General features: G+C 44.6%; 24 protein-coding genes and 1 tRNA gene. 14 read left to right on the plus strand and 11 right to left on the minus strand.

Features of this window, described 5'->3' with window-relative positions:
- The first annotated feature begins 9 nt into the window (after nucleotides 1–9).
- The 3 genes from L985_RS02825 to lysA are packed head-to-tail and all read left to right on the plus strand — an operon-like array spanning nucleotide 10 to nucleotide 3,327.
- The gene (locus tag L985_RS02825; protein WP_023467124.1) at nucleotides 10–942 is read left to right on the plus strand and encodes a branched-chain amino acid transaminase; all 933 of its coding nucleotides are present in this window, start codon (nucleotides 10–12) and stop codon (nucleotides 940–942) included.
- The gene (gene alr / locus L985_RS02830) at nucleotides 939–1,997 is read left to right on the plus strand and encodes an alanine racemase (protein WP_035412376.1); all 1,059 of its coding nucleotides are present in this window, start codon (nucleotides 939–941) and stop codon (nucleotides 1,995–1,997) included. Before L985_RS02825 ends, alr begins: the two co-directional genes overlap by 4 nt.
- Nucleotides 1,998–2,010: 13 nt before the next feature.
- Nucleotides 2,011–3,327, plus strand: a complete 1,317-nt coding sequence (lysA, locus tag L985_RS02835) for a diaminopimelate decarboxylase (protein WP_035412379.1) — start codon at nucleotides 2,011–2,013, stop codon at nucleotides 3,325–3,327.
- A gap of 123 nt (nucleotides 3,328–3,450) precedes the next feature.
- On the opposite strand, the gene L985_RS02840 is transcribed toward lysA, so the two are convergent.
- Nucleotides 3,451–4,446: a LysM peptidoglycan-binding domain-containing protein gene (locus tag L985_RS02840; RefSeq protein ID WP_047395036.1), complete on the minus strand. Its 996-nt coding sequence runs from the start codon at nucleotides 4,444–4,446 to the stop codon at nucleotides 3,451–3,453.
- A 192-nt stretch (nucleotides 4,447–4,638) separates the two neighbouring features.
- On the opposite strand from L985_RS02840, the gene L985_RS02845 reads away from it, so the two are divergent.
- Nucleotides 4,639–5,766 (plus strand): ABC transporter ATP-binding protein, encoded by a 1,128-nt coding sequence (locus L985_RS02845; RefSeq protein WP_035412384.1) that lies wholly within the window; start codon nucleotides 4,639–4,641, stop codon nucleotides 5,764–5,766.
- Nucleotides 5,763–7,346 (plus strand): ABC transporter permease/substrate-binding protein, encoded by a 1,584-nt coding sequence (locus tag L985_RS02850; RefSeq protein WP_035412388.1) that lies wholly within the window; start codon nucleotides 5,763–5,765, stop codon nucleotides 7,344–7,346. The genes L985_RS02845 and L985_RS02850 overlap by 4 nt, the downstream gene beginning before the upstream one ends.
- Before the next feature lie 145 nt (nucleotides 7,347–7,491).
- On the opposite strand, the gene L985_RS02855 is transcribed toward L985_RS02850, so the two are convergent.
- Nucleotides 7,492–7,677: a hypothetical protein gene (locus L985_RS02855; protein ID WP_035412391.1), complete on the minus strand. Its 186-nt coding sequence runs from the start codon at nucleotides 7,675–7,677 to the stop codon at nucleotides 7,492–7,494.
- A gap of 112 nt (nucleotides 7,678–7,789) precedes the next feature.
- Complete coding sequence (locus L985_RS02860) at nucleotides 7,790–8,329, minus strand: gamma carbonic anhydrase family protein (protein ID WP_047395039.1); 540 nt, start codon at nucleotides 8,327–8,329, stop codon at nucleotides 7,790–7,792.
- A 124-nt stretch (nucleotides 8,330–8,453) separates the two neighbouring features.
- Here L985_RS02860 and ade point away from each other — a divergent pair, with 124 nt between their 5' ends.
- The gene (ade, locus tag L985_RS02865) at nucleotides 8,454–10,187 is read left to right on the plus strand and encodes an adenine deaminase (protein WP_047395041.1); all 1,734 of its coding nucleotides are present in this window, start codon (nucleotides 8,454–8,456) and stop codon (nucleotides 10,185–10,187) included.
- A 263-nt stretch (nucleotides 10,188–10,450) separates the two neighbouring features.
- On the plus strand, nucleotides 10,451–10,708 hold the full coding sequence (locus L985_RS02870; RefSeq protein WP_035412398.1) for a hypothetical protein: 258 nt from the start codon (nucleotides 10,451–10,453) through the stop codon (nucleotides 10,706–10,708).
- Nucleotides 10,709–10,839: 131 nt separating this feature from the next.
- Here L985_RS02870 and L985_RS02875 read toward each other — a convergent pair whose 3' ends face one another.
- The gene (locus L985_RS02875; protein WP_035412402.1) at nucleotides 10,840–12,474 is read right to left on the minus strand and encodes a peptide ABC transporter substrate-binding protein; all 1,635 of its coding nucleotides are present in this window, start codon (nucleotides 12,472–12,474) and stop codon (nucleotides 10,840–10,842) included.
- A gap of 109 nt (nucleotides 12,475–12,583) precedes the next feature.
- Nucleotides 12,584–13,267 (minus strand): MgtC/SapB family protein, encoded by a 684-nt coding sequence (locus tag L985_RS02880; RefSeq protein ID WP_035412404.1) that lies wholly within the window; start codon nucleotides 13,265–13,267, stop codon nucleotides 12,584–12,586.
- A gap of 111 nt (nucleotides 13,268–13,378) precedes the next feature.
- Here L985_RS02880 and L985_RS02885 point away from each other — a divergent pair, with 111 nt between their 5' ends.
- Entirely contained in the window at nucleotides 13,379–14,776 is a 1,398-nt protein-coding gene (locus L985_RS02885) for a basic amino acid/polyamine antiporter (protein ID WP_201247407.1), read from the plus strand.
- A gap of 57 nt (nucleotides 14,777–14,833) precedes the next feature.
- Here the strand turns inward: L985_RS02885 and L985_RS02890 are convergent, their stop codons facing one another.
- Nucleotides 14,834–16,861, minus strand: a complete 2,028-nt coding sequence (locus tag L985_RS02890; RefSeq protein WP_047395046.1) for a sensor domain-containing phosphodiesterase — start codon at nucleotides 16,859–16,861, stop codon at nucleotides 14,834–14,836.
- Nucleotides 16,862–17,047: 186 nt separating this feature from the next.
- Here L985_RS02890 and L985_RS02895 point away from each other — a divergent pair, with 186 nt between their 5' ends.
- The 3 genes from L985_RS02895 (at nucleotide 17,048) to nagE (ending at nucleotide 20,323) form a co-directional block, all read left to right on the plus strand.
- Entirely contained in the window at nucleotides 17,048–18,250 is a 1,203-nt protein-coding gene (locus L985_RS02895; protein WP_023467138.1) for an ornithine--oxo-acid transaminase, read from the plus strand.
- A 154-nt stretch (nucleotides 18,251–18,404) separates the two neighbouring features.
- Nucleotides 18,405–18,602: a CsbD family protein gene (locus L985_RS02900; protein WP_035412412.1), complete on the plus strand. Its 198-nt coding sequence runs from the start codon at nucleotides 18,405–18,407 to the stop codon at nucleotides 18,600–18,602.
- A 212-nt stretch (nucleotides 18,603–18,814) separates the two neighbouring features.
- Nucleotides 18,815–20,323 (plus strand): N-acetylglucosamine-specific PTS transporter subunit IIBC, encoded by a 1,509-nt coding sequence (gene nagE, locus L985_RS02905; RefSeq protein ID WP_035412415.1) that lies wholly within the window; start codon nucleotides 18,815–18,817, stop codon nucleotides 20,321–20,323.
- Nucleotides 20,324–20,344: 21 nt separating this feature from the next.
- Here nagE and L985_RS02910 read toward each other — a convergent pair whose 3' ends face one another.
- The 4 genes from L985_RS02910 to yhfH all read right to left on the minus strand — a co-directional run bounded on the left by L985_RS02910 (nucleotide 20,345) and on the right by yhfH (nucleotide 23,188).
- Entirely contained in the window at nucleotides 20,345–21,247 is a 903-nt protein-coding gene (locus tag L985_RS02910; RefSeq protein ID WP_035412417.1) for an EamA family transporter, read from the minus strand.
- Between the two features lie 100 nt (nucleotides 21,248–21,347).
- On the minus strand, nucleotides 21,348–21,989 hold the full coding sequence (locus tag L985_RS02915) for a YkyA family protein (protein WP_052169482.1): 642 nt from the start codon (nucleotides 21,987–21,989) through the stop codon (nucleotides 21,348–21,350).
- 15 nt (nucleotides 21,990–22,004) lie between these two features.
- Nucleotides 22,005–22,646 carry a polysaccharide deacetylase family protein gene (locus L985_RS02920; protein WP_235609856.1) on the minus strand — a complete coding sequence of 214 codons (642 nt, stop codon included), beginning with the start codon at nucleotides 22,644–22,646 and terminating at the stop codon, nucleotides 22,005–22,007.
- Between the two features lie 395 nt (nucleotides 22,647–23,041).
- Nucleotides 23,042–23,188, minus strand: coding sequence for a protein YhfH (gene yhfH / locus L985_RS02925; protein ID WP_071908744.1), 147 nt, complete (start codon nucleotides 23,186–23,188; stop codon nucleotides 23,042–23,044).
- A 183-nt stretch (nucleotides 23,189–23,371) separates the two neighbouring features.
- Between yhfH and L985_RS02930 the strand changes: the two genes are divergently transcribed.
- On the plus strand, nucleotides 23,372–23,998 hold the full coding sequence (locus L985_RS02930; RefSeq protein WP_035412421.1) for a nitroreductase family protein: 627 nt from the start codon (nucleotides 23,372–23,374) through the stop codon (nucleotides 23,996–23,998).
- Between the two features lie 140 nt (nucleotides 23,999–24,138).
- Nucleotides 24,139–24,211, plus strand: a tRNA-Val gene (locus L985_RS02935).
- Nucleotides 24,212–24,256: 45 nt separating this feature from the next.
- Here the strand turns inward: L985_RS02935 and L985_RS02940 are convergent.
- Nucleotides 24,257–24,808, minus strand: coding sequence for a YdhK family protein (locus tag L985_RS02940; protein ID WP_047395049.1), 552 nt, complete (start codon nucleotides 24,806–24,808; stop codon nucleotides 24,257–24,259).
- Between the two features lie 147 nt (nucleotides 24,809–24,955).
- Between L985_RS02940 and L985_RS02945 the strand changes: the two genes are divergently transcribed.
- Entirely contained in the window at nucleotides 24,956–26,305 is a 1,350-nt protein-coding gene (locus L985_RS02945) for a sensor histidine kinase (protein WP_047395054.1), read from the plus strand.
- Nucleotide 26,306 lies beyond the last annotated feature (1 nt).

Raw genomic sequence — 26,306 nt, forward strand, 5'->3', positions numbered from 1 at the left:
GGAAAACACATGGCAGTGGATACACAGTATGGAGAAGCAATTTGGTTAGATGGAGTCTTTCATGATCCGAAAGATGCGAACACGAGCGTCATGTCACATGCGATTCACTACGGTAGTGGATTCTTTGAAGGAATTCGTGCGTATGCGACACCGGACGGACCGGCAATTTTCCAATTGAAGGAACATATCGAGCGTCTCTTCCGCAGTTGTGCGTATTACCATGTCACGATTCCGTATACTGTCGACGAACTTGTTCAAGCAACGATCGATTTAGTTGCGAAAAACGGATTCGAATCTTGTTATATCCGTCCATTCGTGTTCCTCGGTACGCCATGGCAAGCATTGATGGCGAAAGATACGACAGTTCATGTCGGTATCTCTTGCTGGGAGCTTGGGGAATACTTCGATAAAGGTGCTGGCATCCGTGCCAAAGTCGCATCATACCGCCGCGTCTCATCAACGATGATGCCGATGCAAGCGAAAGCGGCTGCCAACTATATGAACTCACAACTCTTAAAAGGTGAAGCCATCCGTGATGGATTTGATGAAGCAATCGCGCTCGACATGAACGGAAACGTTAGTGAAGCGAGTGTTGCGAATCTTTTCCTTCTTAAAAACGGAACGATTCATACACCGTCACTTGATTGTTCAGTACTCGACGGTATCACACGCCAAGTCATCATCCGTTTGGCACAAGATCAAGGCTATCCTGTCGTCGAACGTCACATCGGACGCGATGAGTTATATGTCGCAGATGAGATTTTCTTAACAGGAACAGCTGCTGAAATCACGAGTGTCGGTGAAATCGATCATATCTCCATCAACGGCGGAACACGGAACGTCGCAGATGAGTTGCTCGATCTTTACCGTCAAGCCGTCACAGGTCAATTGCCGCAATATGCGGATTGGTTGACGTATGTGACACCAGCTGTCGCAGAATGACGACGCGTACACTCGTCACGATCGATCGGAAGGCGGTGCGACAGAACGTCGCATCGGTCTTCGCTCGATCACGTAAACATATTTTTGCCGTGGTCAAGAACAATGCGTACAACTTAGGCATGCTCGAGATGGTCGAAACGCTGACGGCGTCTGATGTGCATCACTTTGCTGTCGCCGAGTTGTATGAAGCCATTGAAATCAAAACGAATTTTCCAGACAGTTATGTACTGGTGATGAATCCGACGGAGGATTTTGAAACAGCACGACGTTTCGGAATTGCACTCGGTGTCTCATCGCTAGAATGGCTCGCCCTAAACAGTAAACAGCTGCAAGGAATCGAGTTACATTTGAAGATCAACGTCGGGATGAATCGTTTTGGTGTCAGTTCGCTTCAAGAGGCGGAAGCTGTTCTTGCGCTTGCGCAAGCAGATTCGCTCGCTTTAACAGGTTTATATACACATTTTCCGCTTGCCGATGAGCCGGATGCGGATCACGATGGACAAGTCGAACGTTTCGTCGCCATTGCCGATGTGTTACGAAAGCGCCATACGTTTACGTATATGCACTCGGAAAACAGTGCGACGATCGTCAAACACGATCCGCGTCTCGCATTTTGTAATTATGTCCGCCCTGGAATCTTCTTATTCGGCTATTCACCGATTGAAAAGATGGACTGGCTCGTTCCTTCGCTACGGATGACGACGGAGGTCGTTGAAATTCGCGAAATCGGACCGGGTGAACACGTTGGGTACGGGACGAATTTTACGAGTACAGAACCGATGCGGATTGCCATCTTACCAGTCGGCTATGGAGACGGTGTCGTCCGTGGGCGTGCCGCTCTGCCTGTTCATATTAAAGAAAAACCTTATCCGGTCATCAATAAATTATTCATGAGTCATACGTTCGTCGCTGTCGATGGGACGGTTGAGGTCGGAGACGAGGTCGTGCTATACGGGGATGGCGTTGAAATTGACGATATTACTCGGACAGGAGCAGCGAACAATTCAGAGCAGATGTGTGCCCGGTCTTGGCGTTTGACGCATCAGTATCTATAAGGAGGAACTTATTATGTATGGAAGTCAATACCTGACAGAAGAAAACAACACGTTGCACATCGATGGTGTCGCAGCGACCGATCTTGCAGCACAGTACGGAACACCATTGTACGTGATGGCAGAACGGGAGCTGACGGATCGACTGGCGACCGTCCGGGAACACTTCCTTGATAAGTATCCGAATACGTATGCTTCCTTCGCTTCTAAAGCATTGACTGTCAGTGCGGTGTATGAACAAGTCGTGCGTCATGGTCTTGGAATTGACGTCGTCACGGGCGGGGAACTCTTCATCGCCCGTCAATCGGGCGTTCCAGCAGAACGAATTTATTTCCATGGTTCGAATAAATCAACGGCTGATCTTCAGTATGCTGTCGAAGAAGGTGTCGGACGAATCGTCATCGATCACTTTGCAGAGATTGCACAACTGGAAGCGATTGCGGCACAAGCTGGTCGAACGGTTCATGTCTTGATTCGGATCGTGCCACAAGTCATCGGTGGAGCGCATGCGAAAATTCAGACAGGTGGTGTCGATACGAAATTCGGTTTCTCGACACATGCGTCAGATTACTTAGACGCAATCGAAGCGATTTTAGCATCAGAACATCTATCGTTACTTGGCATCCATTGTCATGTCGGTTCGCAAATCCAAGATCCGTCGCTGTTCGAACAGACGGCTCGGACGATGATGGGCTTCGTCGAAACAATTCGTGTACAACATGATTTCACAGTCAGCGAAGTCAACGTTGGAGGTGGGTTCGGAATTGCCTATACGCAGGACGACCAGCCACTTGATTTTGAAGCGACGATCGCACGCGTCATGGATGTCATTGAGACGGAAACGGCACGACTTGGCATCGAACGTCCGCGAATCGGTATCGAACCAGGACGCTGGGTCGTTGCGAATGCAGGGACGACACTTTATACAGTTGGGGCAATCAAAGAGATCGAAGGCGTCCGGACATATCTTTCGGTGGACGGTGGAATGACGGATAACATTCGTCCCGCACTTTACGGAGCGGTTTATGAAACCGTCATCGCTAACCGGATGAGTGGCGAAACGACCGAAATGACTGTCGTTGGAGCAGCTTGTGAATCAGGTGATCTCGTCGCTGAAAAAGCGCAGTTAGTTACGCCAAAGAGTGGCGATACCCTCGCTGTATTTGGAACGGGAGCGTATAACTTCTCGATGGCAAGCAACTACAATCAATTCTTACGTCCGGCACTCGTCTTCGTTCGGGACGGGGAATCCCGCGAAGTCGTCCGTCGACAAACATATGCGGACTTAGTTCAGTGTGATCTTGGAATCAATGGGGTCCGTTCAGAGTCATAAGAGGTGAGGGGTCAAGCGATTGACGACAAAAAAACCGGCGCAATTTCGCCGGTTTTTTCATACATGTGACGATTCTTCTCGCGACTAGAGAGGAATCGTTTTTTTGTGCTGTGATCAGTATATTCATTTTGGGATTTTCAAGACTTGTCCAATGAGTAAGAGATTCGGATTTGTGATGCCGTTCGCCTGCATTAATGCTGTGACGGTGACACCGTAACGTGTCGCGATCGAGTAAAGTGTATCACCCGCTTTAACCGTATACGTCGTTGTCGGGATTTTTAAGACTTGACCGACATTGAGTAGACTCCAATTTGTGATGTTGTTCGCACTCGCGAGGGCAGAGACCGAAACATTGTATTTACGGGCAATCGAATAGAGTGTATCGCCCGCTTTGACAGTATACGTCGTACCGGTTGGGACCGTAGAACGCAACAGTTCTGAAATCGTGACGAACGAATAGCCTTTTGCTTTTAGTTTTGAAATCATCGTTGGCAAAGCGGTTGGTGTTCCTTTCGCACCAGCCCCAGTGTGCATGAGGATGATTGATCCAGGAACGACTTTTGGTATTACACGATCCAAGATGGCTGTTGAAGAGATGCCTTTCCAATCCGTCGAATCGATATTCCATTGAATCGTTTTCGTATAACCAGCCGCTCCGACGACACTCAATACCTTACTGTTACTCGCACCGAACGGCGCCCGAAAAATCGGTTTCGTCGTTTTTCCGGTCAAGGATCGGATGAGCGACTCCGTCCGGGATAATTCACTTGTCATTTGGCTTGCTGATAAAGTCGTGAAATCCGGATGTGAATACGAGTGATTGCCGATTTGATGTGTTGGAGAGGCGGTTGTGATGTTTTTAATCGATTGAGGATGGTTGTTTGCACCACTGCCTGTTAAAAAGAAAGTAGCTTTCACTTGATTACTTTTTAAGACACTTAATATTTTGGCAATGTTCGTTCCGTCTGAACCGTCATCAAATGTCAATGCGACGACTTTTTTGGTCGTCGTTCCTTTTGTGACAAACGTAGAACTCGCTGCATCGACCTGTGAGGGAATTGAAAGTGGGGTTAGGAGAAGCAATCCGATCATCATGATGGTGGGTTTCTTGATGTTCATCGTTAAGGGCCTCCTTCATCAAAACATGCTTTATCAGTACTCTTTATTTAAGTATTCCCTTTATTTTTAAAAAAAGAACTAAGAATTTCCCCTTTTTCAAAGAAATAAAACTGATTTGATGGAAATTTGTTTAAACCATAATCTTTTTGGGAAACCATAATATATGGAAATAGTAAAAAGGAGTGAGAAGGAATGATCGAATTCAAAAACGTCGGCAAGCAGTTTAAGGAAAATGTCGTCTTAAAAGGCTTATCGCTCGAGATTCAAAAGGGTGAACTCGTTGTTTTTATCGGACCAAGTGGTTGTGGGAAAACGACATCACTTAAAATGATCAATCGATTGATCGAACCTTCTTCAGGCACGATTTTGGTCAATGGGAAGGATATCATGAAGACGGATACGATCGAATTAAGACGCCATATGGGATATGTCATTCAGCAAACTGGTCTGTTCCCTCATATGACGGTCCGGGAAAACATTCAATTGATTGCTGGACTTGAGGGGAAAGATCACGATGAGATGGATCAGCGGACAGAACAACTATTAACGATGGTCGGGCTTGATCCGAGACAATTTATTGATCGTTATCCGAGCGAACTCAGTGGCGGACAGCAGCAACGTGTCGGTTTCGCGCGTGCTCTGATGAATGATCCTGATGTCATCCTGATGGATGAGCCGTTCAGTGCTCTCGATCCCGTTACTCGTAATGATTTGCAGGAAGAGCTTTTCAACTTACAAGAGGAAGTGAAAAAGACGATTGTTTTCGTCACTCATGATATGGATGAAGCGATCAAGTTAGCGGATCGGATATGTATCATGCGTGACGGGGAAATCGTTCAGTTCGATACTCCAGAAGAAATCCTGCGTCATCCAAAAGATGAATATGTCGAATCGTTCATCGGAAAAAATAAAATTTGGAGTAGTCCAGAATTCATTAAGGCAGAAGATATCATGATTGAGGATCCAGTTTCAATCAGTGGCAAACGTACATTGCTACAGGGAATTGAGATCATGCGTGGGCGAAAAGTCGACAGTCTATTGATCACTGATCGTGACCGCGTTTTACAAGGGCTGATTAAGTTAAAGAACATCCAAACGATCCCGGATAAGAGCCAACGAATTGAAGAAGTAATGGAGGGCGAAATCATTGCCGTCAATGAACACGATTCGTTACTTGATGTCCTTGAAGTCATGAATCAGGAAGAGACAGGTTATCTGCCGGTAACAGATGCAACAGGAAAACTAAGAGGATTAATCACACGTAGTAGCTTACTTTCCGTCTTGAGTGAGCAATTCATTCATGAGGAGGAAGTCCAATGAACGGTTTCTTTGATTATGTAAAAAATAATACCGATCAAATCGGTGACTTATTACTGGAGCACTTACAGCTGACGGTCTTTGCCGTCGTCATCGCCGTCGTCCTTGGGATTCCGATCGGGATTTTAATCACGCGTTATCAAAAGTTCGCGAAGCCGGTCCTCGCGCTGACGAGCGTCGTGCAAGCCGTCCCGAGTCTTGCTTTACTCGGTTTCTTGATTCCGTTCATCGGTATCGGATCGACACCAGCGATCATCATGGTCGTGCTCTATTCACTCTTGCCGATCGTCAAAAATACGTACACAGGTCTATCGAGTATTCCGGGAGATACGCTTGAAGCAGCAAAAGGAATTGGTTTGACGGATCGTCAAATCCTCAGTAAGGTCCAGATTCCGCTTGCCTTACCGATCATGATGGCAGGGATTCGGATTTCAGCCGTCACAGCGGTTGGTTTAATGACGATTTCAGCATTCATCGGTGCCGGTGGTCTTGGTTACCTTGTCTTTTCAGGTATTCAAACGGTTGATAATAACCAGATTCTCGCCGGAGCGATTCCAGCTGGTATCTTAGCGCTTATCATCGACTTCGTCGTCAGCCGGATTGAATATTCGGTGGCGCCGAACGGTATTCCGCTCGCAGATGGTCGAATTAAAAACAAGGCACGGAAGCGCCGTAAAGCGATGTCAGCGGGACGCAAGATCGCAATCGCAAGCATCGTCTTCCTATTGGTTGGTGGTACAGTCGCTTATTCTTTCCTCAAGGAAGATAAGATCGTCATCGGATCGAAGAACTTTACGGAACAGTTGATTCTTGGAAATATGTTAGCGGATTTAATCGAAGATAAAACGGATCTACAAGTCGAACGTCAATTAAATCTCGGGGGGACGAAGGTCGCTTACGGGGCGCTTGAAAAAGGGGAGATTGACGCGTATGTCGAGTACACAGGGACATTGTTGATCGACGTGCTCAAGCAGGAAGTCGAGACGGATCCGAAAACGGTCTATGCAAAAGTCGGGAAGATGATTCCCGAAAAAAGTCAGGTCGATGTCCTAGATCCGATCGGCTTCAACAATACGTATGCTCTTGCCATGACAAAAGAAGACATTAAGAAGTACGACTTGAAGACAGTGTCGGACATGTCAAAAGTCAGTGATCGCTTGATTCTCGGTTCAACGATTGAATTCGCGAACCGTGAAGATGGTTATCTTGGTCTAAAGAAGAAGTATCCGGATATGAAGTTCAAAGATGTACAACCAGTTGATGGAGGACTTCGCTATACAGCATTGACGAACGGTCGAACGAATGTCATCGATAGTTTTTCAACAGACGGTCTTTTGAAGAAATTTGATTTGACTGTACTTAAAGATGATAAAGAGTTCTTCCCACCCTACTATGCGGTACCACTTGTTCGTCAAGAAACCCTTAAAGAACATCCAGAGCTGAAAAAAGTCCTCAACACATTGAAGGATAAAATCACGGATGAAAAAATGCAAGAACTGAACTACAAAGCAGATGTTGAGAAGCAGCGTCCTGAAAAAGTCGCGCGTGATTTCTTGATTAAAGAAGGATTGATTTCTAAATAAACAGATAGAGCCGAGGCGGGAATCCGCTTCGGCTCTTTTTGTATGCGCGCTGACGCGCTATATCGTTTTGGAAAATACGTAATCAAGTGATTAAATTATTTTTTGATGCGACTAGCGAGCCAAGCGCGAACAGTGCGTTGCTGAATCATACACGTTCTTCCTCTCGGTTTAATGTTCCAAGGCGGTGCTCGGCATCTTTAACGATACGTACTTGAACCTCAGCTGTCAACCAATCTGTTTCGAATTCAGGTAATGTCGGCAAACCATAGCTTGGGTTACTCGTAGATGAAAATAAATCAGACATAATACGTTCTTCATATACTGGAATCATATAAAAATCCCCTCTCTGTGTCTTGATTCATCTCTTGCACCTCTAGTGTACGAAAGAATTGTAAAGACGGAAGAGGGGAGGTATTAAGAACCTGTGAACTTTGTAAACGTTCTCACAAACTTGTCAAATCCTCTGTAATGGCTTCACAACTATCGGCATATTGCTGCCCTCGTTTCACATATTTTCGAACTGTCCGTTCCATGATGAATCGATCATGGTCGCTGATATCGCGGACGATTTTTGCAGGAACCCCCATAACCATTGTCCCTGCAGGCACCTTCATTTTTGGCGGAACAAGACTTCCGGCAGCAACGAATGCACCTTCTCCAATTTCGGCTTCATCAAGGATCGTTGCCGACATTCCAATCAAAGCTCCTTTTCGAATGATACCTCCATGAATCATTGCCATATGACCAATCGTGACTTCATCTTCAATGATAGTCGGAAACCCTTCATACTGATGAATCATCGAACCATCTTGAATGTTGACGCGTTCTCCGATTTGGATCGGACCTTCATCTCCCCGGATGACTGTATTGAACCAGACGGATGAGTCTTTTCCGATCGTGACCTCTCCGATGACCTTTGATCCATCCGCTAAATAAACGGATGGATCGATGTTTGGAATAAGTGAACCGACACGATATTTCATGCGTTTTTCCCCCTCAGGCATTAAATCCATACTCTTTCATCTTGACGTTACAAAAAATAAATTGCAACAGCTTCCAAACTAATTGTAAGATAGTGAAAATACGCTTACACCAGGAGGAGACAGGATGGAACAAACAGTACGTGAACGATTGATTGCGATTGCTGCAAAAAAAGAGAAAGCAGCTGTCGTCTATCAGAACATTTCAGTCATCGATGTCATGACACGTGAGACGTATACGGCAGATGTAGCGATTGATTCAGGCTTTATTGCTGCTGTCGGAGAGGGGTATGAAGGAGTCGAGAATCGTCCGGGAACGAGTCTGTTCATCGCTCCAAGTTTTGTTGATGCCCATGTCCATATCGAATCATCGATGGTACCACCAAGTGAGTATGAGCAAGCGATTTTACCACTAGGCGTCACGACGATCATCGCGGATCCACATGAGATTGCGAACGTCAAAGGCGCAGAAGGTTTGTCCTTCATGCTAGATGATGCAGAAGATCTCGCCCTTGACGTGCGCATGATGTTACCGAGCTGTGTTCCGGCGACTTCGTTTGAACATGCGGGGGCATCACTTGATGCTGCGGCACTTGCGCCATTCGTCAATCATCCGGGTGTCCATGGTTTAGGGGAAGTCATGGATTATCCGGCTGTCGAACGAGCCGATCGCGACATGTTACAAAAAATTAAACAGATTGAAGACGCAGGGAAACTTGTCGATGGACATGCTGCAGGACTCGGACCACGCGAAATCAACATTTATGGTGTCGCTGGAATTCGGACGGATCATGAATCCGTCAGTAAGGAAGATGCAATTGCACGAGCACGGCGTGGTCTGTATGTCGAAGTACGGGAAGGGTCAGCAGCCCGAAACTTGAAGGAAGTACTCGATGCCGTGACAGAGAGTAATGCCAGCAGATTTCTCTTCTGTACGGATGATAAACATTTGGACGATACATTACGCGAAGGTACGATTGATTATAATATTCGCTATGCGATTCGTCATGGGATTAAACGCGAAACAGCGTATGCGATGGCATCGTTGCACGCGACGAACGCGTATCTTCTAGACGATCGGGGAGCCATCGTACCAGGACGCCGGGCGGACTTCGTCTTATTATCGGATGCCGATAACGTCGTGATTGATGAGGTTTATATTCAAGGGAATTGTGTCGCACGAGCAGGGAAAACGATTCGACCCGTTCGCCGTGCTCATGTGCCGGAGTCATTACGTGGAACCTTGAATACAAAACCGATCACACCAGAAGTATTCGCCCTTCCACTCGAATCAGCACGTGCGCATGTCATCGGAGTCATTCCGAAAAGCATCGTCACCGAGCACTTAATTCTCGACGTTCCACTTCAAGAAGGGCATTTCGTTCCTGTGCCAGAGGAGGATCTCTTAAAAATTGCTGTCATTGAGCGTCATCACGGGACATCGTTCTCAGCAGTTGGGATCGTCAAAGGATTTAAGATGAAGCGTGGAGCGATTGCTGCGACCGTTGCCCATGATTCACATAATCTCGTCATCGTTGGGGCATCAGACGAAGAGATGCAACTCGCTGCAGAACGTCTTGTTCAAGCGGGTGGGGGTGTCATTGCTGTTAATGGGCAAGACGTGCTTGCAGAATTACCGCTCGAAATCGCTGGGCTGATGACAAATCGTCCTTTCCAAGAAGTCGGGGATACACTCGAAGCATTAAACGATGCACTTGATGTATTAGAAGCGGATCGGTCCTTTAATCCTTATTTGACGATGTCGTTCCTTTGCTTACCGGTCATTCCGGAATTGAAGTTGACCGACAGTGGGTTATTCGATGTGAAACACTTCCAGCATATTTCAGTACAAGCAAACTAAAGTCCATCGCGAGTCTGAGTCTCTTTCCGGGACTCAGACCGTTTTTTATTAGAAATAGATGATCTAAAATCAAAGAAAGACACTTTACAAAAGGTCTAAATATTCTTAATGAAACTTAATAGTTTGGATGTTGAATCATTTTGGAAAGCTTGTTATAGTAAGGTCTATATCATTTGTGAGAAACCTCACTTTCTTTGAAACTCTTTATTTAAAAGAGTCGTAGAAAAGAATAGAATCACTAAAGTGGAAAGGGGACTATATTTATGGATAAATCATATTTTGAAGGACATGAAGTCTTGATTGCGGACGTCTATCGTTCATTCACGCGTCAATTTTATGCACTTCCGACACATCGGCGAACGAAACGTCAATTGCGAAACCTTGCATTCTCCGTTATTCGTCAAGCCAGACCGACGTATGAAGAACGCACCGTTTTGTACGCCTATTTTGCTGAATTCTTCCGAGCAGTGGAAGAAGGACAAGATGAAGAAATCGCTTTTTATAAACAAATCGCACAGTAAAGACCCCCGATGGCTCCGTCAGAAGGGGTCTTTGTTGTTTTTAGGGATATCTTCAGGAAATCAAAAACAAGTAGCGGACGAGGTCCACTACTTGTTGATTAAAGAATTCGATGTGTGCGTCAGGTCCTCGTTTACTTGATTTCCATCCATTTAAAGCTCATATCGGCACCGAATGGGTGACGGTATAATTTATCAATGTTTGTCCGTTGCAAGTACGCTTCACCTTTTTGATAGATCGGCGCGATCGCGTAGTCATCGGTTAGCAAGATTTTTTCAGCTTCTTGCATATCAGACCAACGTTTCGCTTCATCTGCTTGTTGTTTTGCCCCTTTGATGAGATCATCGAATTTTTTGTTCGAGTATTCCATCCGGTTGAAGCTTCCGCCTGTCAACCACATATCGAGGAATGTCATTGGATCCTGGTAGTCAGGTCCCCATCCAGCTGCAGAGATATCATAATCGCCCTTCGATTCGAGGTCGAGGAAGTTCTTGAACGGTTGTTGTTTGATATTGATCGTCAAACCAGGAAGATGTTTCTCTAGATCACCTTTTAAGTATTCAGAGACTTTCTTGAATGCATCTTCATCCCGTGAGAGCATGCTGAGTTCGACGGTTTTGACACCAAGTTCCTTCAATCCAGCATCCCAAGCTTTTTTCGCTGCATCAGCATCATAGCTTTGAAGATCCGGATATTTCACTCGGAAATCCTCACCATCGGGTGTGAACGTGAAATCTTTCGCAACGATGAAGTTTGCTGGTTTTGATCCATCGTTTAGGATGACGTCCGTAATCCCTTGTTTCTCAAAACCAAGTGCGAGCGCTTTTCGAATGTTCTTGTTTTTCAATGCTTTATTCTTTTGGTTAAAGCGGAGGAAGTTGATCCGAGCATCTGGACGTGTCTTGTAATCCTCTGATTTTTCATATTGTGAGACGAATTCAGATGTAATCGGTGCGAAGTCGACTTCTTTTGCTTCAAAGAGGTTGACGCCAGTCGAGATTTCCTTAACGACTTTAACGTTGATCTGATCCATCTTGACGTTTGCTTTATCCCAGTAATCCGGGTTTTTCTTATATGTCCAACCCGCGTTCGCTTGCCACTTATCGAGGACAAAAGGTCCGTTGAAGACCATAGTGTCCACACTTGTCGCGAACTTATCGCCTTTATCTTCAACGAATGATTGCTTTAATGGTAAGTAAGTCGGAAAACTCGTCAAACCAAGGAAGTAAGGTGCTGGAGCTTCGAGTTGTACTTCAAGTGTCTGATCATCGATTTTCTTGACACCGAGTTCATCGAGTTCAGCTTTGCCTGCCATAATTTTATTGGCATTTTTCAAGTCCTGTAAAATGTATGCGTATTCTGCTGCTGTCTTTGGATCAAGTGCGCGTTTCCAAGCATAGATGAAATCATCTGCTGTGACGGCTGATCCATCCGACCACTTCGCATCTTTACGCAATTTGAATGTATATGTCTTTTTATCTTTTGACACTTCGACATTTTCTGCGATTCCAGGTGTCGGCTTGTTATCACCATCGAGTCGATAAAGTCCTTCAAAGACGTTGTTCGTAACAATGATGGAAGTCGAGTCCGTCGTTTTCGTCGGATCAAGCTGAGGTACATCTGTCGTCGAAACGAGCGTGACTTCCTTTTTCTTGTTTTTTGAATCAGATCCGCTTGTGTTTTCATCATTTCCTTGCCCGCATGCAGCGACAGCAAGTAGTGCGATGCTAGATAGTCCAGCAAACGCAATTTTCGATGTTTTATTCATGGAACGATGACCCCCCGAGAGTTAGAGTTAAATATTTCAGAAAAATGTGAACATATTGTTAATTTAAGTGAAAGTGATTAAAAATGCAACATAAATTTTCAGATAATTCTCACTGATCAAGGTCTATATCCTTAATTCCGAGTGATTTTAAATAGTCATAAAGTAGGAATATGGTCAGTTTATGCGGAGAATACATTCGTAATGTCAACCGAACCGGATCTCCTCGCATGCGCATATTCGTAATATGAACACCTTTTCGTTCAAGAGCGAAGATGATTTCAGATGGGTCCAGATCAGCAGGAAGGAGCAAGTGTGCGACAAGGACGTTCGCTTCGAATCGACTGTTATTAATGCGGCGCATTCCTCGAGTCAATCCCTCTAATAAGAAGAACAAAAATAAAACAAGAAAAACCGATTCCCATATAAATCCTGCACCGACAGCAATTCCAATTCCACTTGAACTCCATATAATGGCGGCCGTCGTCAATCCACTGACGATATCGTGAGGACGACGCAAAATGACACCAGCACCAATGAAGCCGATACCGGCAATGATTTGTGCGACAAGGCGCATCGGATCCATTTGAACATTCGTCGCCATATCGTGATAGAGTGAAACGGATTTGATGGATACGATGGTTAAAAGACAGCTGATGAGGGTAATTACGAGGCTAGTGCGTATACCGACCGGTTTATTTTTAATTTCACGCTCGAATCCCATGAAAATTCCAAGGGCAGCAGCCAACAGGAGTTTAAAGAGATCCTCGAGCTGAAATACATGAATCCAGTTCATTCGTCTCAAATCCTTTCTTTACTTTAAAAGGTGATTTGTTATAATGACTTTTGTGTCTTTCGAATGAATATACGTAAGATGTAATAGATATACGGAAAAAGGAAGTGTCTCATCATGAATCAACAAAAAATTGGCTTCTTTGCTCTCGCAGCAATGGTTATCGGTTCGATGGTCGGTGGAGGTGCCTTTAACCTTCCCGGTGCAATGGCCCAAAGTGCAAGTGCAGGACCTATTCTCATCGGATGGAGTATTACAGGAATTGGAATGATCATGCTCGCGCTCGTCTTCCAGCACCTTGCAAACAGTAAACCCGAACTTGAAGGTGGTATTTATGCCTATGCACGTGAAGGGTTCGGACGTTTCGTCGGTTTCAACAGTGCTTGGGGATACTGGGTATCTGCATGGATTGGAACGGTTGCGAACATCACACTCGTCTTCAATGCGATTAGTTATTTCTTCCCGATTTTCGCGGCAGAGAATCGGATATTCCTTCTCTTGATGAGTATGGTAGTCATTTGGGGATTATTCTGGCTTGTCTCAAGCGGGATCAAGGAAGCGACCCTCGTCAATCTGATTACAACGATTGCAAAGCTCGTTCCAATTTTGATTTTCATTCTATTGGTTGGGATCGCCTTTAATATCAAAACGTTCAATTTAGACATCTGGGGAGATGGGACAGAACTCGGTTCAATCTTCGATCAAGTAAAAGGAACGATGCTCGTCACGCTTTGGGCGTTCGTTGGAATTGAAGGGGCAGTCGTTTTATCGAGTCGTGCTAAAAATCGAAGTGATGTCGGAAAAGCGACCGTAACGGGACTCGTTGGTGTTTTAGTCATCTATATCTTGATTTCGGTCTTATCACTTGGCGTCCTTAGTCAAGAAAAACTGGCTGGATTAAAGGAACCGACGATGGCGTATGTATTAGAGGCAGCAATCGGACCAGTCGGCGCGACGATCATCATGATTGGTTTAATCATCTCTCTATCCGGAGCGCTTCTTGGATGGACGATTTTAGCATCAGAGATTTCATATTTGGTTGCGAAAGATGGTGCGTTCCCGAAAGCATTCGCTAAGACGAATCGAAAAGGGGCACCAGTCGGAGCACTACTGATTACACAGATCGCCACACAAATTGTTGCTGGGATTGCGCTATTCTCTGCACAGACGTATCTCGTTCTATCAAGTATTGCCGGGATTTGTGCGCTCTTACCATATCTGTTATCAGCCTTGTACAGCATCCGGACTTCACGGGAAGAGCGGAATCGGAAAATGTTACTCTTCTCGGTCATCGCATCCGCGTACTCTATTTGGCTCGTCTATGCGTCGGGCGTTTGGTATATCGTCATTGCGGCATTAGTTTATGCGCCAGGCATTTTAGCATATGCGTTAGCAGAACGAGAACAGCAACGGACAGGCATGTCACGCTACGAGTGGATTGCTAGCATGATTCTTGTTGTCTTAGCCGGAGTGGCTGTTTACGGAATGGTCGTAGGAGAAATTCAATTGTAAGAAACGATAGGCAAAAGAAGTCACGGTGGATAAAAATCACCGTGACTTCTTTTTTTATTAAGGGGTTAAGAATCTTTTTTCGACATCCTGTACGGACAGTGGTTCAGAGAAAATGAACCCTTGCATGTACTGGCAATCTGTCGTTTTCAAGTAAGTCAAGGCATGTTCTGTCTCGACACCCTCAGCGACGAGGTTCAACTCTAGATTGCGACCCAGTTGAATGATAGAATCCAGCAAAGCATGTTCGTTCATTGCTAGTCCATCAATGAACACTTTATCGATTTTTAATTCATCAATTGGAAACGCGCTGAGATACTGTAAAGAAGAGTAGCCGGTTCCAAAATCATCAATCGATAAGCGGAAACCGAGTGACTTAATGAGGTGCATGCGTTCGACGGTTCGTTGTGTCTGTAAGATAGCAATATTCTCTGTCATCTCGAGCGTGACGGAAGATGGCGAAACGAGTCGCTCCGTTACGACATGTTGCAACGTTCGAATAAAGGAGTCACTTTGGAATTGGTGCGGTGAAATGTTGATCGCCATCGTCAATTCAGGGTCAATCGTTTGTTGCCACTTCGCGAGCTGTTCACATGCTTCGATGATGACCCAGTTGTTGATTGGTGTGATTAGAGAAGCCTCTTCGGCGAGTGGGATGAACTCATCCGGCGGAATATTTCCGAGCGCCGTATGATTCCAGCGTAATAACGCTTCGAATCCTTTGACGGCTTGTGATTGAAGCTCGATGATCGGTTGATAAGCAAGGTAGAGCGACTGATCTTCGAGTGCCGTGAAGAGAGAACGTTCGAGTTGGATTTTACGTGTGAATTGTGTGTCCATCTCGTGTGTTAAGTACTGAATCGTTCCCGTACCAATTGATTTTCCCGCATAGAGAGCAGTTTCAGAGCGGCGGTATAAATCTTCAAGTGTTTTCGCTTCAGACGGATAGACGGTGATACCGAATGTGCAAGAAACGATGAGTGAATGACCGTTAATGTAATAAGGACGTTGTAACGCTTGTTGTAATTTTCGAGCATATTGAAAGAGTAGATTACTCGAGGGTGCAGGTAATAGGACACCGAATAAATCACTCGTCGGATGAAAAGCAAGGACACCCGTCGCATGTTGCAAAAGCCGTGTTGCCATTGCTTGAAGGAGTTGATCCCCGACATGTGTTCCAAACGAATCGTTTATGACTTTGAAACGATCGATATCGAACAAAATGAGTGCAATGGGTTCATGTGATGCAGCAGACTGGAACAATGCTTCCCCTTCGCGTAAAAATCCACGTTTATTCAATAAATGCGTCATCTCATGGTGATGCACTAAAAAATCAAGTTCTTCTTCAAGCACAGTTGTTTCCGTAATGTCGTTACCGATGAACAGATGCTGAAAACGCACGCCGTTTGCATCATAAATCGGAATCAATGTCGCTTGAAGATGTTTTCGTTCACCCGTGTGTGAAATGAGACTAAGACGACCAGACCATGCTTTGCGTTCACGGAGTTGTGTTCGGATTTCTGAGACAGCCGTACTAGTTTGATCGAGAATTACGGACCATGGCTGACCAATAAGCATTTCAGGACAGTAACCTGTTACATCCATAAGTTGGTCGTTTATATACGTAATTGCACCACGCGCGTCAAATACAGCGACACTGGCGATTTGATCGAACGCCTGACGTAAATCCATCAAACCTTGAAATAATGGTTTTGTTGTAATCGGTTGTTGAGCAGACGGAATACAGCAAACGAAAGCAGCAATGGCATTGCCTACTTCATCAAGTAGAGGAGACAGTAGCAACGTTGAGGTCATGGGAGTACCAGACTTATGGAATAAGGAGGCATTCGGCAATTGGACCGATTGACGGCGTTCCAAAAAAGAATGCCAAATTTGATGGCTGAATGCCATATCTTCCTGGTCAAGTAAAGGAACGATTTGTCCGACGATTTCCTGTTGTGTCCAGCCCCAATGCTGTTCTGCTAACTCGTTCCAGGAACGAATGGTCAAATCGATATTTAAGATGAAAGACGGTAGTGGAAACTCTTGAATGACGACTTCATAGGAATCAATGGTCGAACGATCCATTACGTGCGCACGCTCCTTTATGATGAAAAGAGATGACGGTTCACTTGTCTTGTCTTTTCCCAATATATTCAATTCTTACGCATCCCAATCCTCTAGGTTATACATTTTTTAGATGAAGATTATACAAGAAAATCTGCTATAATGATTTTGAAAGCGTTTTCTAAAGAGCTATAAGGGGGAATCTCGATGAATCAAACAGAGAAAATCATTCAACAGACAGAACAGTTCGGAGCACATAACTACCATCCACTCCCGATCGTCATTTCAGAAGCAGAGGGTGTCTTCGTCACGGATCCGGAAGGACGTCGTTATATGGATATGTTGAGTGCTTACTCAGCCGTCAACCAAGGACATCGTCATCCGAAAATCATCGAAGCTCTAAAACGACAGGCGGATAAGATCACTTTGACGTCACGTGCCTTCCACAATGATCAACTGGGCTTTTTCTATGAAAAAGTAGCACAATTGACGGGTAAAGACATGGTATTACCGATGAATACAGGTGCGGAAGCTGTTGAGACGGCAGTGAAAGCAGCACGACGCTGGGCATATGAAGTGAAACAAATCCCAGGTGATGCTGAAATCATCGTTTGTGAAGGAAACTTTCACGGTCGAACGATGACAGCCGTCTCCATGTCGACGGAGGCAGAATATCAACGAGGATTTGGACCGCTTCTTCCTGGAATCAAGACGATTCCATACGGCGATCTGGAGGCACTAAAACAGGCAATCACTGAAAATACAGCGGCATTCATCTTGGAGCCGATTCAAGGCGAAGCAGGAATTTTAATTCCGTATGATGGCTTCCTAAAAGATGCACAAGAAGTTTGTCGTGCGCAGAATGTTTTGCTCGTATCGGATGAGATTCAATCTGGACTTGGTCGTTCCGGTAAATGGTTTGCTTCTGATTGGGACGAGGTAACACCAGACATGTACATTCTTGGGAAAGCACTGGGTGGTGGGGTATTCCCAATCTCATGTGTTGCCGCGAATAAAGATGTCCTTTCTGTCTTCAATCCAGGTTCACACGGCTCGACGTTCGGTGGTAATCCACTCGCTTGTGCCGTATCGATTGCTTCACTTGAAGTATTAGAAGACGAAAAGTTACCGGAACGTTCACTCGAACTCGGTACGTACTTCATGGAAAAATTAAAACAAATTAACAACCCGATGATCAAAGAAGTACGTGGTCGTGGATTGTTCATTGGTGTTGAACTAACAGAAGCAGCTCGACCATATTGCGAAGCGTTGAAAGAGAAAGGCTTACTCTGTAAAGAAACACACGAGACAGTCATTCGCTTTGCACCACCGCTTGTCATCACAAAAGAAGAGTTGGATTGGGCGTTCGAACGGATTGAACAAGTGTTAGGCGTTTCCGTCGCCCAGTAAATGAATACATTCAAATCGAATAACAGTGAACAAGATGTTCACTGTTATTTTTGTTTGGATGCGTGTCGGTATGGATACAGGAAATGTTTGAAATTCAGTCATACGGGAACATACAACTATCGCAAAAAAAACTTTTTAAATGGGGGTAATGGTTATGTCAAATGACAGTGGTCTCAATAAAAAAGCAGATGGTCTTGTTGATAAAGTAGCGGGTAAAGCAAAAGAAGCACTCGGTAAAGCAACAGGAGATAAATCGACAGAGCGCGAAGGTAAAAAAGATCAATTAAAAGGTGACGCCAAGAAAACCGTAGGAAACGTTCAACAAAATTTTGAAGATACAACTCGTCGTTAAGACTGTGGGAATTAAATAGAAAAACCGGACTGGAGGATTACTCTAGTCCGGTTTTTAGTGTTTGCTATAATGAATTTTTATACTAATAAAAAAGATAGTGAATAATTTGTATAAAGGTCTAGTCATTTAGATATTTATATGGAATAATTAAAAACGTAAAAGCGTTTACATTGTTCTGTCATTATCGTTTTATTCAGGAAAGGGTGAAAGGGATGTTGCAGTTTCTACAACGAATTGGTAAGGCTTTGATGTTACCAATCGCAGTATTACCAGCTGCCGGAATCGTACTTCGATTAGGTTCGGCGGATATGCTAGATATTCCATTGATGGTAGCAGCAGGAGGGGCAATTTTTGATAACCTTCCATTGATATTTGCCATTGGTGTCGCAATCGGTCTATCGATTGATGCGAGTGGTGCAGCGGGTCTTGCCGGAGCCATCGGGTATCTTGTCTTAAAAAATGGCGTCGACTCGATGAACAAGGATTATTCCAGTGCACAGATTCAAGCAAAATATGATGCGATTGCGGCGATCGTCAATGATTCCTCGACCAAGGTCGATGGCGCGACGCTTGGTTCGATTGCGAACCAGGCGACGCTCGGTTCAACCGTCAATATGGCAGTATTCGGTGGGATCATTGCGGGTATCGTTGCCGGTCTTCTATACAATCGCTTCTACAATATTAAGTTACCGGATTGGTTGGCATTCTTCGGAGGCCGTCGTTTTGTTCCAATCATTACCTCAGCTGTCATGCTCGTACTTGCTTTCATCTTTGGTTATGTTTGGCCGTTCATCGAGCAAGGTATCAACGGTGCCGGTGAATGGATGGTCGGTCTTGGCGCAGGAGGCGCTGCTTTGTTTGGATTCTTTAACCGTCTCCTGATTCCTGTCGGCTTGCACCATGTTTTAAATAATATTTTTTGGTTTGTTTTCGGTTCATACGAAAAAGCAGATGGTACGGTAGCGAACGGGGATATTGCGCGTTTCTTCGCTGGAGATCCAACAGCGGGGATTTATCAAGCTGGCTTCTTCCCGATCATGATGTTTGCCTTGCCAGCTGCAGCCTTTGCCATCGTCATGGCTGCGCGTAAGGAAAATCGAAAAGCCGTTGCTGGAGCGATGATTGGTCTTGGACTGACATCCTTCCTGACAGGAATTACGGAACCAATCGAGTTCTCGTTCATGTTCTTGTCACCTGTTTTATACGTCATCCATGCTGTACTAACGGGTCTATCGATGGCCATCGTTAACTTACTCGGTATTTTACATGGCTTCTCCTTCTCGGCTGGTTTCATTGATTACGCCTTGAACTTCGGGATTGCGAAAAAACCATTGTTGATCATCCCGGTTGGTCTCGCGTTCGCGGTCGTCTACTACTTCCTGTTCTACTTCATGATCACAAAATTCGATCTGAAGACACCAGGTCGTGAAGATGAATCGCTCGTTACAGACACGGGAGTCGTTTTGACGGACTCAGACGATAAATATGAACAACAAGCAGCTCAAATTTTTGCTGGATTGAAAGGAACAGAAAATGTCACGTCGATTGACAACTGTGCGACACGTTTACGTCTTCAAGTCAAGGATCCAAGCATCATTGATGAAGCGGCGATTAAAGCGGCTGGAGCAAAAGGTGTCATGAAGATGGGGGCGACTAGTGTTCAAATCATCATTGGCACAGATGTCGAATTCGTTGCAGATGCGATGAAACGACAGAAGTAAAGAAAACGACCTTTCCTGAGCTCAGGAAAGGTCGTTTTGCTGTACGTTCGCAACAGGTGCTGTTTTGCTCGAGCGATAGATCGGATAAAAGATTCCAATCAAGATGATGACGATCCCAATCCATTGAGAGCTCATCAGATGTTCACCTAAAATTAACACGGAACAGATGACCGCTGTCGGTAGTTCAGCTGCTCCAAGCAAAGAAACGCTTGCTGGGGAGAGGTGAGGCGCGCCCGCAGCAAATAAGAGCGGTGGTAAAATTAACGCGAACAGACCGAGCGGAATCGCGTATAACAGAAGTCCATTTTCGAAGTTCGCAGAGGATAAGAACGTCGTCGGTGGATACATCGTCATGACGAAAGCAAGACCACCTGTCATCATGTAAAAACTCTTCTTGATGACGGGTAAATGATTGGCGATGCGTCCACTAGCGAGTAAGAAAATTGAGAAGCTGACAGCCGCTCCAAGACCGAATAATGTTCCACGGAAGTCAAGTGGACTCGAGTAAGCGGCACTCGCAAGAATGGCTCCGCCAATCAACAGAATCGCAGACAGGAAATGCGCGCGAGATGGTAAACGTCTGAATGCGAGCGCATCGATGATGACACCAATCCAAGTGAATTGGAATAAGAGAATGATTGCAACGGATGCCGATACGGTCTGAAGACTTTGATAGTACAGATAACCAGTTGTACCACTAGAGATACCGATCAACATGAGAAGACCAGCTGTCTTAAGATCGAGACGAAGATTTTTCGTAAATAAGGCAAGACTGAAAATCATCAGCCAACCGAAGAAAAATTGACTCCCAGAAACGGCTGCTGAGTTAAATCCAGCTGCATAAGCGAGTTTGACGATCGTTGAGAGGACACCATAACTGATAGCGCCAATGAGAACGAATAAGGTTGCTTTTGAGCGATGCATGAATAATTTCCCTCCATTTTTAGTAAAAACCACACAAAAAAGGTTGCAACGGGGCCTTGTCCAGGTTTTTTGGACAGGGTTTGGTTGCAACCTGTGTGATTTATTGAGTTGATGTGTCGAGCAAACGATACAGCCGGGTTTTCGTTTGGTTGTACTGAACGGTCAGCGTGTTCCACTTCTTTAATGACGCGGTAGCTTTCCGTGTTAAACGATTTAAATCCGCTGTTGACTCATCAATCTTAACGAAATCCGGTTTTTTAGTCAAGCGTGAAAGCACTTTCTTTTCAGCGTCCATCGCTTGTCGATACGTTTTAGAGAACGTTTGAAACGTCTGCTGGCGTTCCTTGATGATTGCCACTAAGGCAGTTCCTTCCGTTTTTGCTTTACCATCAAGTTTGTTTACAGCATCCTTCAATTCTTCAAGATCAAGTTCAGCGTACGTTTCCTTACGTAACGTTTCTTCTTGTTTCAATAAAGAAAGCCGTTCGTCATTTAAGGCTTCTAGTTCCTCCCGTTCATTTTGAGAGCGTTTGATTTCTTCAGCACCTGCATCAAGAACGGCTTGGTACGTATTAACTGAAATTTCGTCCTTACGAGCACGTTGATCAGCTAGCATGAATGCCTTTTCTTCACCTTTGACTTGTTGCTCTAGCTGTTCACGAAGAGAGGCTGGTGAATCGTTGGAGCAGGCAGCGAGTCCGAAGCTCGACAGGAACAGTACTGCTACGAATGATTTTTTCATCTAGATAGTAACTCCTTATAAATTCGAGTATTGCACGAAGTTGTACGGAATATGGAAATCTTCATCATAAATCGCGAACTGATAGCCCTTTTTCTGAAGTCCGGCAACAATAGCCGGAAGGGCCTTGATAGCTTGTGGTTGTTCATGCAAGAGAATGATTTCAAATGGACGCTCTGCTCGCCGAATGACCGTATTAGCAACTTCTTTTGCACTATCTTTGTAATACCAGTCCATTGAATCGATCGACCAGTCCCATACTCGGAAGTCTGCAGCGTGGATGGCAGATGCCATCTTTTTCGTAATGCCAGGATCAGATCCGTAAGGTGGTCGTGTCAAATGTGGTGTCAGTTTTGTTAAATCATAAATTTTTTTCTGAACACTTTTCATTTCTGAGACGTACTGTCCTTTTTTGTACAATGTATCGTAATCGTGTGTTTCACCGTGTAAGCCGATGTAATGTCCGGCTTTCGCAGCAGCTTTAACTTCTTTTGGAAAAACATCTACCTGTGATCCGAGATAAAAGAAAGTAGCGCGAGTATGAAGGTGATCTAATGTTCGAAGTAACTCTGATGTTAATGCGGATGGTCCGTCTTCAAAGGTTAAATAAGCGACTTTTTTTGTCACACCATTCCATTTTTCGACGCGTGCTTTCTCCATGTTGACGACAGGAACTTTGGTAATGGACTTACCGGTAGTGATTGACTGTTGTTCAGGTGTGAAGACGTATCGATAAGCAATATACCCTCCGACTCCAAGAAAAACGAGTATAAGAAGTAAGAAAAATCGAGGGAAGAACTTTCTTTTTTTTGTCCGCGGTCGTGGACCGAGTTCGCTAGCGTGGCTTGAGGTAAATGGATCCATCGTTGTCTGTCGCTCCTTGTGTCAAAAATATCATATACAGATAATGTAACATTTTAATTGTTTCTTTTATAACAAATAGATGACAAAAAGATGACGGGAGATCGATTTTTCTAAAAATATCAACTTAATTAGAAATAGAGTATATAAAAACAAAAAAACAACCACTAGTTAAGTGATTGTTTTACATGTTATTAGTGTTCTGTTACAGCACATTCAACACATTCTGATTGATAGGATTCACATTGCTCGTCCATTTCTTTCCCACAATGAACGCATGTCTTAACGGGAAGTTCACGATAAAACTCAGCAGACGCTTCTTGGTAAAGGGGTTGTTCCATGTGTTTTTCCTCCTTCAAAATAAACGCAATGTCTTTTTTCTTGTTTTCATTGTATTAGTACAGAGGTTTAATGTCAACATTGTTTTATAACAGATGATTTATTTGGAGTATTGGTAAAGGACAATGAAAAAGAGACATGCTACGATATCTAAGTAATCTGATAATAATAAGGGGGATTTGTACATGACACATGCAACACTGGATACAATGCGTGTCTTAACAGAAAGACGTTCCGTTCGTCATTACGACGAAACGTTCAAACTTTCAAAACAGGAAGTGGAAGAACTATTAGAATGGACGACAGCGGCGCCGAGTGCTTGGAATCTACAACACTGGCATTTCACGGTCTTCCATTCAAAAGAAGCGAAGCAACAGCTTGCACCAATTGCATACAATCAGCCAGCCATCACTTCGGCTTCAGCAATCATTGCGATTCTAGGGGATGTTCAAGCCAATCGAAACTACAATCCGGTTTATGGTCCGGCAGTAGAAGCGGGTGGTATGACAGAAGAATTGTTCGATTCGATCAAAGAACAAGTAGAAGGCGCTTATCAAAGTGAAGCGTATGGTCGCGACGCGGCAATGTCGAATGCGAGTCTTGCTGCGATGCAATTGATGCTTGCGGCAGAAGCGCGTGGATTATCAACACTCGCAATGGGTGGATTTGATCATCAACGTTTTACGGAAACGTTTATTACCGAGTCACGGTATGTACCGGTCATGTTAATTGCTGTCGGTAAAGCGGTCGAAGATGCAAAAAAACGTCCAGCACTCCGTTTACCGATCGATCGAGTATCAACCTTCCTGTAAGTCATTCAAAATGGAGGAAGCGGGGGGCAATTCCTCCATTTTAATTTTTTTATTTTTTTTTCGGAAAAAGACTTGTCAGCCTTTTAGTTTCTTGATATATTAATACATGTCCTAGCAAGTACATTACGTACTGCAAACATGATTCTGTAGCTCAGCTGGGAGAGCGCTACCTTGACAGGGTAGAGGTCGCTGGTTCGAGCCCAGTCAGAATCATACCGAAAGCCCGCTTCTCCTTTATAGGAAAAGCGGGCTTTTTTATTATTTCTTTATCTCATCCTCGGTGACCCATTTATGATTTTTCACCATCTCTCCACCGTCCGTTGGTTCATAGTTCACCATGTAGACAGTCGTTTCTTTTACTTCATCAATCGTCGCTTTAGCTCCATCCATACCTTTCATATGATCTGCCTTGACAGTCGTTTCATCACCAACTTGCAGTGGCTTAGTTGGAACTGGATCAAGTTCTTCCTGAATGACCCATTTGTGATTTTTCACCATCTTTCCACCAGTAGTCGGTTTATAACTGATTGCATAGACGACAGTATCATAAGCACCGGCAATCGTTGCTTTTGCTCCGTTCATTCCGTCCATATGATTCGTCGTCAAAGTGACATTACTGCCTCTCGGATAAGTCGGATCACTAGCTTTCTTTAAACCAGACGGTACCTTTCCGCCACTCGAATGCATCATATCTCCATGTGACATGTCGTGTGAGTCACTATTACTTCCATCGTTATTGGCGGATCCACATGCACCGAGCCAAAGCGCAGAACTAAGAGCAAGTACAGTTAACGTCAATGATTTTTTCATATTAAAACCCTCCTGAAGTCATTAGTCTTCTTTACTATACCCAGCGTATGTGCAAATCGTGTGCAGATGAAGTGACAGTTTCGTTTATCGGCATTGATTATGTTTTTTTTCGCTATACTAAAATGGAGAGATAAGGAGGGAAACGTCATGCGTCGTATTTCATACTCGGTCGGAGGAATCGTTCTTGCGGCATTTTTAATTTGTGGCAGTGTATTGTTCGGGACTTTATATTATCAGTTGTCTCAAATACGAACGCAGGAAGTGGTGGATGGTTTGCTGAACCGAGGGAATACCCATCGTGATGTCCTGGTCGATTCCTACGACCAAACGACGATGCGTCATGTCAGTATGATGGAAGCGAACTCATCCTTTACTGTCGTGATCACCGATGCAAGAGGGAAACAACTCGAAGCATCACGTCCTTTGACGAGTGAGATGAGAAGTGTATTACAACATACAGATTTTGATTATCGTCAACGAGGAAAAATCGTAACGATGCGTAACTTTTTAATGACGGACAGTCCCATCACCATTGACGAGGAACATCGTGGTCATGTCTTCATGTTCGCTTCTAAAGCAATCGTGGATCACGTACTTGATCCGTTGAAACAGCAGTTTTTCCAAGTTGGTCTGCTTGCACTTTTATTGGCAGGTGCTGCAAGCATTTGGACGACCCGAATCATTTCTCGTCCGTTGATTCAGATGGAAAAAGCGACGGCGCGTCTATTGGATGGGGAAAGTGGAGAGTTGCCAATTGATCGAAAAGACGAACTGGGACAATTGGCGCGTTCGATTCAGCAGTTAAAACAGGATCTCGATTTTTTAAATCGGGAACGATCCGAATTTTTAGCAAGCGTATCTCATGAACTACGAACACCATTGACATATATAAAGGGATATGCGGATATTCTCAAACGCCAAACATTGACACCGGATGAACAACGACGCTACATCACGATCATTCGAGAAGAAAGTCAGCAAATGAATGAATGGATTGAACAACTATTTTGGCTGGCACGAATTGATGCGAATGCTTTTATGATGGAACGAAAACCTGTCGATGTCGAAGACTTGATTCATCAAGTGATACGATTGATGCGTCTAGACATCGAACAAGAAAATATTTCTTTTGAGATAGAAGGTGAGCCATTACAAGTGATGGGTGACGCTCATCAACTCCGTCAGATGATCGTGAATATCATTGAAAATGCACGTCGACATACGACGTCGGGAACAATCATCGTTCGTTATGGTGTCAACGCAGTAGGGGCTTTCATTCAAATCGAAGATACAGGAGAAGGGATTGCTGCAGACTCCTTACCTCATGTAACGAAACGGCTCTACCGAACGGAAACATCGCGTTCTCGAAAACATGGAGGAACTGGAATCGGACTCTCCATCGTTGAAGCAATTGCGCAGACACATGGAGCTGAATTGAACATCAAGAGTCAACTTGGACATGGAACACAAGTGACACTGCAGTGGAGGGAGAAATAAA

Source organism: Exiguobacterium sp. ZWU0009, from assembly GCF_000798935.2.
Lineage (GTDB): Bacteria > Bacillota > Bacilli > Exiguobacteriales > Exiguobacteriaceae > Exiguobacterium_A > Exiguobacterium_A acetylicum.